The 10,817-nt window shown below is 75.8% G+C and carries 9 protein-coding genes; 7 read left to right on the top strand and 2 right to left on the bottom strand.

The window, feature by feature from the left end:
• Both ACZ5WK_RS33865 and ACZ5WK_RS33870 read left to right on the top strand, forming a co-directional pair.
• Window positions 1–1,593, top strand: coding sequence for a SagB/ThcOx family dehydrogenase (locus tag ACZ5WK_RS33865; RefSeq protein WP_465553340.1), 1,593 nt, complete (start codon window positions 1–3; stop codon window positions 1,591–1,593).
• 123 nt (window positions 1,594–1,716) lie between these two features.
• Entirely contained in the window at window positions 1,717–2,979 is a 1,263-nt protein-coding gene (locus ACZ5WK_RS33870) for a sensor histidine kinase (RefSeq protein ID WP_465553342.1), read from the top strand.
• Window positions 2,980–3,046: 67 nt separating this feature from the next.
• Here the strand turns inward: ACZ5WK_RS33870 and ACZ5WK_RS33875 are convergent, their stop codons facing one another.
• Together ACZ5WK_RS33875 and ACZ5WK_RS33880 are read right to left on the bottom strand one after the other, a co-directional pair.
• Window positions 3,047–3,655, bottom strand: a complete 609-nt coding sequence (locus ACZ5WK_RS33875) for a response regulator transcription factor (protein WP_396323621.1) — start codon at window positions 3,653–3,655, stop codon at window positions 3,047–3,049.
• Window positions 3,656–4,579: 924 nt separating this feature from the next.
• The gene (locus ACZ5WK_RS33880) at window positions 4,580–4,879 is read right to left on the bottom strand and encodes a hypothetical protein (protein WP_465553345.1); all 300 of its coding nucleotides are present in this window, start codon (window positions 4,877–4,879) and stop codon (window positions 4,580–4,582) included.
• Between ACZ5WK_RS33880 and ACZ5WK_RS33885 the strand changes: the two genes are divergently transcribed.
• From ACZ5WK_RS33885 to ACZ5WK_RS33905, 5 genes are all read left to right on the top strand, one after another.
• Window positions 4,869–5,198 carry a hypothetical protein gene (locus tag ACZ5WK_RS33885; protein WP_465553347.1) on the top strand — a complete coding sequence of 110 codons (330 nt, stop codon included), beginning with the start codon at window positions 4,869–4,871 and terminating at the stop codon, window positions 5,196–5,198. The two genes, ACZ5WK_RS33880 and ACZ5WK_RS33885, sit on opposite strands and share 11 nt — an antisense overlap.
• A 295-nt stretch (window positions 5,199–5,493) precedes the next feature.
• Window positions 5,494–5,655 (top strand): hypothetical protein, encoded by a 162-nt coding sequence (locus tag ACZ5WK_RS33890; protein ID WP_465553349.1) that lies wholly within the window; start codon window positions 5,494–5,496, stop codon window positions 5,653–5,655.
• On the top strand, window positions 5,652–7,952 hold the full coding sequence (locus ACZ5WK_RS33895) for a heavy metal translocating P-type ATPase (RefSeq protein ID WP_465553351.1): 2,301 nt from the start codon (window positions 5,652–5,654) through the stop codon (window positions 7,950–7,952). Before ACZ5WK_RS33890 ends, ACZ5WK_RS33895 begins: the two co-directional genes overlap by 4 nt.
• 65 nt (window positions 7,953–8,017) lie before the next feature.
• Window positions 8,018–8,530, top strand: coding sequence for a copper chaperone PCu(A)C (locus ACZ5WK_RS33900; protein ID WP_465553353.1), 513 nt, complete (start codon window positions 8,018–8,020; stop codon window positions 8,528–8,530).
• A 408-nt stretch (window positions 8,531–8,938) separates the two neighbouring features.
• The gene (locus ACZ5WK_RS33905) at window positions 8,939–10,672 is read left to right on the top strand and encodes a sensor histidine kinase (protein ID WP_465553355.1); all 1,734 of its coding nucleotides are present in this window, start codon (window positions 8,939–8,941) and stop codon (window positions 10,670–10,672) included.
• Window positions 10,673–10,817: the final 145 nt, after the last annotated feature.

Genomic DNA, 10,817 nt, shown 5'->3' on the forward strand with positions numbered 1-10,817 from the left:
GTGCCGCCCGCCCCGCCGTCCCGGCCGTCCGACAGCCACCAGTCCGCCGCGTGGATCGAGCTGTGGTCGCTGAGAGAGGACACCCTGCTGGAACAGCAGCCGGGCGACGGCTCGTTGATCCTCCGGTCGCAGTGGGGCGACCTGCACATCCCGCGGCCCGGTGCGGTGCTCAGCGAGGCGCTGCGCCGGATGCTGCTCGGCCCGGTGCAGCTGGAGAACGTCCCCGGGACCGACGAACTCGCCGCCCGGGTCCGGCTGTTGGCTGCCCTGAGGCAGCTCGGCGGCCTGGTCGTCCGCTCGGTCGGGGCGCCGGACGGCGAGCAGCCGCTGCTCTCCGTCCTGCCCACGGCCACCGGCGCCCGGCTCGACCCGGCGCCGGTGCCCGAGGACCGGCCGCTGCGGCTCTCCCGCTTCGCCGCGCTGCGTTCCAACGGGCGCGGAAGCCTGCTGGAGTCCCCGCTCTCGCCGTTCCGCGCGGTCTTCACCCGGCCCGAGGCCGGCTGGCTGATCGCCAGCCTATGCCGCCCCATCACCCTGGACGCGGCCGCCGAACGCCTCCCCGTCGCCCGCCCGGCGGTGGCCGCGCTCCTCTCGCACCTCGTCCCCACCGGCATGGTCGAGGTCGCCGACCCCGCCACGCAGGCGGACGGCTGCCCGCGGCCCGCCACCTTCCCCGAGGACCGCGACCCGGCCCTGCTGCCGTGGTCCCACGACGACCTCCGGTTCCACTGGAGCAGCCGGCCCGGGCTGCACGACGGCCAGTTCGGCGCCACCTATCCCCTGCGGGGCCGGCAGGAGCAGCCGCCCGCACTCAAACCACCGCCCCCGGGCCCCCGGATCGAACTCCCCCGGCCCGCCGCCGGACCGCCGGACTGGGACACCTCGCTGGTCGAGGCGCTGGAACGCCGCCGCTCCGTCCGGCGGCACGGCACGGCGGCGCTGACGCTGCGCCAGCTCGGTGAACTGCTGCACCGGTCGCTGCGCGTGCGGGACGCCGGCGAACCGCTCCCGTCCGGCCGGACCCGCCCGCCGGGCAGCCGGCCGTACCCCAGCGGCGGTGCCTGCTACGAGCTGGAGTTCTACCTCACCGTCGGCCGCTGCGCCGGCCTCGAACCGGGCGCCTACTACTACGACCCGCTCGGCCACGCCCTGATCCGGCTGCCGGCGGCCGGGCAGCTGAACTCCGCGCTGCTGCGCGAGGCACAGGCCGGCACCGGGATGACCGAGCCGCCCGACCTCCTGCTCACCATGACGGCCCGGTTCGCCCGGGTCTCGTGGAAGTACAGCGGACTGGCCTACGCGCTGACGCTGAAGCACGTCGGCGTGATGCAGCAGACGCTGTACCTGGTGGCCACCGGCATGGGCCTGGCCGCCTGTGCGCTCGGCACCGGCAGCACCAGCCTCTCCGCCGAGGCGTTCGGGCTGGACTGGCGCGTGGAGTCCGCCGTCGGCGAGTTCGTCCTCGGCCCGCTCCCGGAGACCCGCCCGCTCCCGGAGACCGGCCTGCCCGCGGAGGCCGGCCCGCCCCCGCAGACCGGCCTGCCCGCGGCCCGCCCGGCCGAATCCAACCCCGGTGCCGGAAGGGCGGAATGACGATCCGTCGGCGACCGACCGCCACCGCCTCCCGACGGGAAGGACCGGTCCGTCCCGGGGGCCTCCGGACGGGCGGGTTCCGCCCTACCATCGACCGTGTCAGCGACCACCGGAGGGAGTGCCATGACGGGCAGCGCCACTGGACGGGAAGAGCCCTCGCCCGGGCCGCCGGGCCCCGACTCCCCCGACGACCTCGTGGAGCACCCGGGACGCCCCGAACCGGGCGTGCGGGTCCTCGGCATCGAGGCCCCCGCCCCTCGCTTCGCACTGACCGTGGTGTGGACGGTCCTCACCGCGTTCCTCACCATGCAGATCGTCAACATCCTCGACGAGAGCGTCACCCCGCTGACGGTCTCGCTCTGCCTGACCGTGCTGCCCGCCACGATCGGGCTCCAACTGTTCCACACCCTGCCGAGATTCCGCCGGTCACGGGCCCGCTACCGGCACTGGACCCTGCTGCTCCAGGCGCTGCTCGTCACCGTACCGCCGCTCTTCCTCGGCTGGCCGTGGGGCGGGATGGGGGGCTTCGTCGGCGGCTCGATGCTGTTGCTGCTGCCGATGCGGGCCGCGCTGCCGGGCTTCGGCTGTCTGATCGCCGGGATCGGCCTGACCACGGGCCTGAGTTCCCAGGGCACGCTGCCCACCGTGCTCTACATGATGGTCTCCACCCTGGTCACCGGCACCATCGTGTACTGCCTGACGCTGCTCGCCAATCTCACCCTGGCCGTCCACGAGGCCCAGGAGGACATCGCCAGGGTCGCCGTGATCAAGGAGCGGCTGCGGTTCGCCCGCGATCTGCACGACCTGCTCGGCTACAGCCTCTCCGCGATCACCCTGAAGAGCGAACTGGCACATGCCATGGTCAACCGCTCGCCGGTACGGGCCCAGGCGGAGTTGGAGAGCATCATCCAGTTCTCCCGCCAGGCGCTCGGCGACGTCCGCGAGGTGGCCCGCAGCTACCGCTCGATGTCACTGCTGACGGAGCTCTCCTCGGCCCGCTCGGTGCTGTCCGCGGCCGGGATCGACGCCCATCTGCGGGTGGAGTGCGGCCGGTTGACGACCGGCGCCGACACCGTCCTGGCCACGGTGCTGCGCGAGGGCATCACCAATGTCATCCGGCACAGCAAGGCCTCCCGGTGCACGATCGACGCCGTAGCCCAGCACGGCCGTACCAGCCTGCGGCTCGCCAACGACGGGGTGCCGGCGCACGACCGCGGGCAGCAGCCGGGCGCCGACGGCGGCCTCGCCAACCTGGCCGCCCGGCTCGCCGAGGTGGGGGGCACGTTCACCGCCGGGGTCCGTGCGGACGGCTGGTTCCAGCTGGAGGCGGTCATCACCACCGAGCTCTCCGGCGCCCCGGAGGAGGACGAGCCCCGGGTGGCCTGAGGCCCCGTCACGGCCCGGGCCGACCGGCAGGCCACCGGGGGCGGGCGGCGGACTGCCGGACGTCCTCCTAGACCCAGCCGGCCTCGCGGGCGATCCGCACCGCGTCCAGCCGGTTGCGCGCGTTCAGCTTGACCACCGTCGAGGTCAGGTAGTTCCGCACCGTTCCGACCGAGAGGTACAGGCGCCCCGCTATCTCGGTGACTTCGGCACCGTCGGCGGCCAGCCGCAGGACCTCGGTCTCCCGCTCGGTCAGCGGGTTGTCACCGCTGTCCCAGGCCGCCACCATCAGATCCGGGTCGACCGCCCGCTCACCCTGTGCCACCCGCCGGATGGCCTGGGCGAGTTGGCGCGGCGGGGCGTCCTTGAGGATGAAGCCGCGCGCTCCGGCCGCCAGCGCCCGGCGGAAGGTGCCCGGCCGCCCGAGACTGGTCAGGATCAGCGTCCGGCACTCCGGCATCACCTCCTGGAGCCGGGCGGCGGCCGTCAGCCCGTCCATGCCCGCCAGGTCGATGTCGATCACCGCCACATCGGGCCTGCGTTCCAACGCGGTCGGCACGATGTCGTCGCCGTTGGCGAGTTCGGCGATGACCTCGATGTCCTCCTCCAGCTCCAGCAGCGCCACCAGGGCGCCCCTCACCATGTGCATGTCCTCGGCCAGCAAAACCCTGATCGCCAAAGGAAGAACCCCCGTTTGCCCACTCTGGACGACTCGTACGCCGTTCGACCGCGCCCGCGCGGCAGCTGATGCTACCCGCGTGACCGCCGTTCAGCGCCGCTCTTGACCTTCCGCCCGGCCGCACCGGCCGCACCCGGCCCGCACCGTTCCCCGGCCGCGGCCCCGGGATTCGGACGCCGGCCCGCTCACCGGGCCCGGATTTCGACGCTCCGCTCCGGCCGGCAGGACGCCGCGGGAAACGCGGCCGGCCCGGGCCGAAAGAAACGACCGCCCACCTCCGGTCGGATTTTCCGGCGGCCGTCCGGGCACTTACCGGAAATCACCCGCCGCCCGGCCGGGGCGCATTCGCCACCGCCTTCCGAAACCCTTCCGGCCGTCGCGGAACAGGATCGTCCGGCCCTGGAACCGCTGCGGACTCCGCCCGGCGTCCGTCCCTGGTCGGGCCGGGTCCCCGGTCCGACACACCCCCGGACATGTCCAAACCATGACAAGATGGCGTCCGGCCGACGGATCCGACCGACGGGAACGGCCGACGAGCCGCGAGCGCCGCCGTCCGCTCCGCATTCGGACCGCACCCCGGGAATTTCTTCCCGCACCGCCGCGGTCAGGGCACCCGGATGCTCGGATCCGCCGACCGGAAACGACCCCCGAACGCCCGGCCGGACGTCGTTCCACCACGATCACCCCGACTCCCCCGGCCCTGATTCCGGGCGATTCCCGCACCTCCCGAAAGCCGTGCGCAGTGCTCCGGCCACCCCCGGGAATCCGACCGCCGGGCCTCCCCCGCCACGACCGGCGGGCCCCCGTCGACAGGGCACGGCCACGCGGATCCGCCGCCCACTCCCGGCAAATGTGTGGGACATGTGAAGGTGCCACGACGCCGGCCCGGCCGCGCCGCCGGACAGCCGAGGCGGACAGCCGGGGTCAGAACCGCACGGCCTTGACCACCACCGGCAGCAGTGTCTGGTCGGCGGGGGCACGGCTGAACGCGATCGGCTGCGCCTTGTCCCCGGCCGGCAGGCCCTCGACGCCGACCACCGCACTGTCCACCGCCTTGCCGTTGGTGTCGGTGAAATCGACCTGTACCGCGTACGAGGCGGTGTCGAGCCCGGTGTTGACGATCGTCACCACCACCGCGTGCAGGCCCCCGGTCTGCGCCCGCTGCACCCCGGTGACCGTCACGGCCCCGAGCGCGTTGCCGCCGTTCTGCAGCGTGCCCAGCACCTCCGCCGCCTTCTGCCGCGCCTGCACCCCCTGCGCGGAGACCGACGCCTCGAACGAGGCCGCCGCGGCCGAGGCGGACTCGGCCGCCGCCGACACCGAGGCCAGCGCCGACTCCGCCGCCGAGGCCAGCGCGGACGGCGGCTCCCCGGAGAACGAGGACGACTCCGGCGCCGTGCTCAACGTCGACCCCGGGCCCGACGAGCCGATCGACGGATTGGTCGACGAACTGCTGCACGCCGCCAGCACCCCGATGCCGCTCACCACCGCGGCCAGCGCCACCGCCCGCACCCCCACGCCGCACCGTCGCGGCAATCCCTGAACTTCGCGCACCGAGGATCACTCTCCACTCCACTGCCCCACGACCGAAGGCCCGTACGCCCCCATGCTTCGCAACAACCGCCCCGCACGGCGAAACCTGGTCCCCCGTTCGAGTGGGACCGCCCTGTCCCGCCGCCCGCCGGCGGGCGCCCGCGCCGGTCCCGCCGGGTCCCGCCAGGTCCCGCCGCGCCGGCGGCGGGCCGGTGTGACCGGCGCCATTCGGAACGTACGGGAACCAACGGCGGTGGCGGGCCGACTGGTGGGGGGTGAGTGCGATGTCGCCGGGTGGCCGGCCCTTGAGTGTGCTGGCGGGGTTCGCCCTGCTGCTGTTGGTGGTGTTCGTGGTGGCCTTCGCGGTGGGACGCGGGGCCGGGCCGGTGTCGCCGGGGCTGACGCCCGGCAGCGGCGGCGGGGTGAACCCGGGGATGAGCGGTCACGACATGGGGGCCGGCCGGTGAGCGCGGTCGCGGGGGCGGAGGCCGGGGCGCTGGTCAGCACCGACCTGGCGGTCGGCGGGATGACCTGCGCGGCCTGTGTGGGCCGGGTGGAGAAGCGGCTGGCCCGGATCGAGGGCGTCACGGCCGGCGTCAACCTGGCGACCGGGCGGGCGAGGGTGCTGCACCCGGCCGGGGTGGGCGTCGAGGAGCTGGTCGCGGCGGTCGAACGGGCCGGCTACACCGCCGAGTTGGCCGTGGCCGGGCAGGCCCCGGCGGACCGGGAGGAGGACCCCGGCGAGCGCTTGCGGCTGCTGGTGACGGCGCTGCTGGCGGTGCCGGTGGTGGTGCTCTCGATGGTGCCGTCGCTGCAGTTCCCGGCCTGGCAGTGGGTCTGCTTCGGGCTGGCGGTGCCGGTGGTGACGTGGGGTTCGGCCGGGTTCCACCGGCGGGCCCGGCAAGGGCTGCGGCACGCCGCGGCGACCATGGACACCCTGGTCAGCCTCGGGGTGGTGGCCTCGTTCGGCTGGTCCGCGTACGCGCTGCTGTTCGGCGGCGCCGGGGAGATCGGCATGCGGATGCCGTTCTCGCTGACCGCGGACGGCGGCGGCGCGGCGCACGTCTACCTGGAGGCGGCCGTCGGCGTGCCGCTGTTCGTGCTGGCCGGGCGGCTGCTGGAGGGCCGGGTGCGGCGGCGCAGCGGTTCGGCGCTGCGGGCGCTCGCCGAGCTGGGGGCGAAGGAGGTGTGCGTCCGGGATCCGGCGTCCGGGGCGGAGCGCCTGCTGCCGGTCGAACAGCTGCTGCCCGGGCGCGAGTTCGTGGTGCGACCGGGCGAGCGGGTGGCCACCGACGGGGTGGTTGTGGAGGGCGGCTCCGCGCTGGACCTCAGCCTGCTGACGGGTGAGAGCGTCCCGGTGGAGGTCGGGCCGGGGGACAAGGTGGCGGGCGCGACGGTCAACGTCGGCGGCGCGCTGGTGATCCGGGCGACGGCGGTGGGCGCCGACACCCAGCTGGCCCGGATCACCGCGCTGGTCGCGGACGCGCAGGCGGGCAAGGCGCGGGCGCAGCGGCTGGCGGACGCGGTGGCCGGGGTGTTCGTGCCCTGTGTGCTGGCGGTGGCGGTCGGTGTGCTGGGCTTCTGGCTCGGCGCGGGCGCCGAGCCGCAGGCGGCGGTCACGGCGGCGGTCGCCGTCCTGGTGGTCGCCTGCCCGTGCGCGCTGGGCCTGGCCACGCCGACCGCGCTGCTGGCGGCGACCGGGCGGGGCGCCGAGCTGGGCGTCCTGGTGCGCGGCCCGGAGGTACTGGAGAGCCTGCGCCGGATCGACACGGTGGTGCTGGACAAGACCGGCACGCTGACCACCGGGCGGATGGAGCTCGCCGAGCTGACCGCCGTGCCCGAGGTGGACGAGGACCAGGTGCTGCGGCTGGTGGGAGCCGTCGAGCACCGTTCGGAGCACCCCATCGGGAGGGCTGTCGTGGGGGCGGCCCGGGCCCGGTGCGGCTCCGCGCCCCTCCCGGCGGTGGCCGGCTTCACGGCCACCGCCGGGGTCGGGGTGTCCGGCACGGTCGAGGGGCGGCACGTCCGGGTGGTCCGGCCCGACGACGCCGTGGGCCCGCTGCCGGGCGCGCTCGCCGAAGCGCTGGCCCGCGCGGGTGAGGCCGGGCGGACGCCGGTGGTGGCGGAGCTGGACGGGCAGCCGGTCGCCGTCCTCGCGGTCGGCGACACGCTGCGCTCCGGCAGCTGGCGGGCGCTCCACCGGCTGCGCGGGATGGGTCTGGAGACGGTCCTGCTGACCGGGGACGGCGCCGGCGCGGCCCGGGCGGTGGCGAAGGAGCTGGGCATCGGCCGGGTGCACTCCTCGGCCTCGCCGGAGCGCAAGGCCGAGGTCGTGGCCGAGCTGAAGGCGGCCGGGCGGACGACGGCGGTGGTCGGCGACGGCGTCAACGACGCGGTCGCGCTCGCCTCCGCCGACCTCGGGGTGGCGCTGGCCTCCGGGAGCGACGCCGCGATCGGCGCCGCCGGGCTGACCCTGGTCCGCGGCGACATCGAGGCGGTGGTGGACGCCGTGCGGCTGGCCCGGCGGACCCTGGCCACGATCCGGGTCAACCTGGTCTGGGCGTTCGGGTACAACATGGTGCTGATCCCGCTGGCGGCGGTCGGTGTGCTGAACCCGATGCTGGCGGCGGTGGCGATGTCGCTCAGTTCGCTGCTGGTGGTGGCGAACAGCCTGCGGCTGCGCACCTGGCAGCCGGGTCGGGGCGGCTCCGGTGGCACGGCCGGTGCGAGCGGCCGGGGCCGGCGGCCGGAGGCGGGCCGGTGAGGGCGCCGTTCTCCGGGCGGACGGTGTCCGAGCGGTCGGTCTCCCGGCGGAGGATCCCGGGCCGGGTGGTCCCGAGCCGGAAGGTCTCCCCGCGGACGGCCGAGCGGGTGCGCGTGGTCGGGCCGCCGGTGGTGGCGGCCGGGGTGGCGCTGGCGCTGCTCTCCGGCTGGACGGCGGTCGGCGGGGCCGGGCGGCAGCGCCCGGTCGAGGCCGGGCCGGGCTGGCTGCTGCTGCCGACGGCCGGCGGTGCGACCGCCACGGCGGCGTTCTTCACGGTCCGCAACCCCGGCGACGTCCCCGACGAACTGACGGGTGCCGGCTGGGAGCTCGGCGGCCGCATCACCCTGAAGCGGCACCGGCACCAGGGTGCGTCCGGCCGCTGGGAGCCGGTCGAGGCGCTACCGGTGCCGGGGCGCGGCGAGCTGGTGATGTCGCCGGAGGACGCCGACCTGATGATCACCAACCCGCCTGCGCTGCGGGCGGGCCAGTGGGTGGAGTTCACGCTGACCTTCCGCCACAGTCCGGACCTCAGGGTCCGGGCCGAGGTCGTCCCCCCGGGCGGGCGGCGCAGCGGCTGAAGCCGGGGGCGCGGCGGCCGAGGCCGGGGGCGGCACGACGGGTCGGCCGGGGTGAGGGTGGGCAGCGCCCGCGCCCACGCTCTCCGCCCGGGGGAGGCGGCCCGGGCGGACCCCGCCGTACGGAAGGGGTGTGCACGCGCACTACCGTGAATCCGACGAACCCCCTGGTCGGGCGACCTGGGGCGGGCCCGGACGCACCGGGGCAGAACGACGGGGAGGACGCCGGTGGGCGGCGCGGACGGTACGCGGGCGGGCACCGGCGGTCCGGCACGGACGGACGGCGCCAGCGGCACGAGCAGTACCGGGCGCACGAGCGGCACCGGGCGCACGAGCGGCACCGGGCGCGCGAGCGGCACCGGCGGTCCGGCGGCCGGGGGCAGCGGTGGCCATGGCGGTGGCGCCGCGCGGATGCCGCAGCTGCGCCTGGACGAGCTGCTGGAAGAGCTCCAGTGGCGGATCGACGCGGCGCGCGGCACCCGGGACCGGGTGCACAGCCTGCTGGAGGCGGTACTGGCGGTCGGCCGCGAGCTGGACCTCGCCCAGGCGCTGCACCGGATCGTCGAGGCCGCCGCCGACCTGGTCGACGCCCGCTACGCCGCGCTCGGCGTGATCGGCGCGGACGGGCACACGCTCTCCCAGTTCCTGACGGTCGGTCTGACGCCGGAGGAGAGCGCCGCGATCGGGCCGCTTCCGGCCGGGCGCGGCATCCTGGGCGAGCTGATCCGCCACCCGCAGCCGCTGCGCTGCCCGGTGCTGTCGGAGCACCCGGCCTCGGTGGGCTTTCCCGCCCACCACCCGCCGATGCACACCTTCCTCGGGGTGCCGGTGCGGGTACGCGGCGAGGTGTTCGGCAACCTGTACCTCACCGACAAGCGCGGCGGGCTGGACTTCGACGCCGACGACGAGGCGGTGATCTCCACGCTCGCGGTCGCGGCCGGGGTGGCCATCGACAACGCTCGGCTGTTCGAGGAGGCGCAGCGGCGCCAGCGCTGGCTTCAGGCGAGCGCGGAGATCACCCGCAGCCTGCTGTCGGGCGCGCCCCGGCTGGAGGTGGTCGAGCTGATCGCCCGCCGGGCGCGGGAGATCGCCGGCGCCGAGCTGGCGGACGTCTCGGTGGCGCTGGCCGGGCCCGGGGAGCGGGCGCAGGAGCTGACGGTGGAGGTGGCGCTGGGCGGCGAGCCGGGCGCCCGGCTCGGGGTGACGGTGCCGGTGGACGGCACGCTCTCCGGCGCCGCGTACGCCTGCGGCTCGCCGGTGACCAGCGACGAGCTGGCCTGCGACGCCCGGTTCGCGGCCGGGCCGCCCGGGCGGTTCGAGGGCCTCGGGCCGGCGGTGGCGGTGCCGCTGGGCACCGGCGCGGGGTTCGGGCGGGGTGTGCTGCTGCTGGCCCGGGCGAGCGGGCGGGCGCCGTTCACGGCGGAGGAGACCGACCCGCTGGTGGGCTTCGCCCACCAGGCGGCGCTCGCCCTGGAGCTGGCCGAACGGCGGCGCGATGCCGAGCAGCTGACGCTGCTGGAGGACCGCGACCGGATCGCCCGGGACTTGCACGACCTGGCCATCCAGCGGCTCTTCGCCACCGGGATGACCCTGCAGAGCGCGGGCCGGCTAATCGAGAGCCCGGGCGCGGCGGACCGGGTCGGCCGGGCGGTCGCGGACCTGGACGAGACGATCAAGATCATCCGCTCCACCATCTTCGGGCTGCGCGCCCACAACGAGCCCGACCGGGGCCTGCGGGCCCGCGCCACCCGGGCCGTCGGCGAGGCACGGGCGACCCTGGGCTTCGCGCCGCGGCTCAGCCTGGAGGGGCTGCTCGACACCGACGTGTCGCAGGAGCTGGCCGAACAGGTCCTGGCCGTCCTCGGCGAGGCGCTCAGCAACGCGGCCCGGCACGCCCGCGCGAGCCGGGTGGAGGTCGTCCTGCGCGCCGTCGACGGCCTGGTGCGGCTCACCGTCACGGACGACGGGGTCGGCGTCCCGGAGGGCGGACGCCGCAGCGGCCTGCGGAACCTCGCCGAGCGGGCGGAGCGCGCGGGCGGCAGCTTCGAGCTCCGGGCGGGCGAGGGCGGCGGCACCCGGGTCGTATGGGAGGCCCCGCTGGGCCTCGCCTGGCACCGCACCGCCGGTGGCACGCAGGACACGTGAGCGCACCCCGTCGGCGGCGGCACCCGGGCACGGTAGTGCCCCGCCACCGGTGGTGGTCTCTAGTAGTCCTCGCAACACCTGATGGCCTATGCGGTTGCCAGTAGATCACGCAGGCGCTCGGCTGGAGTTCTCCAGCCGAGCGTTT

Source organism: Kitasatospora sp. NPDC032757, from assembly GCF_055579305.1.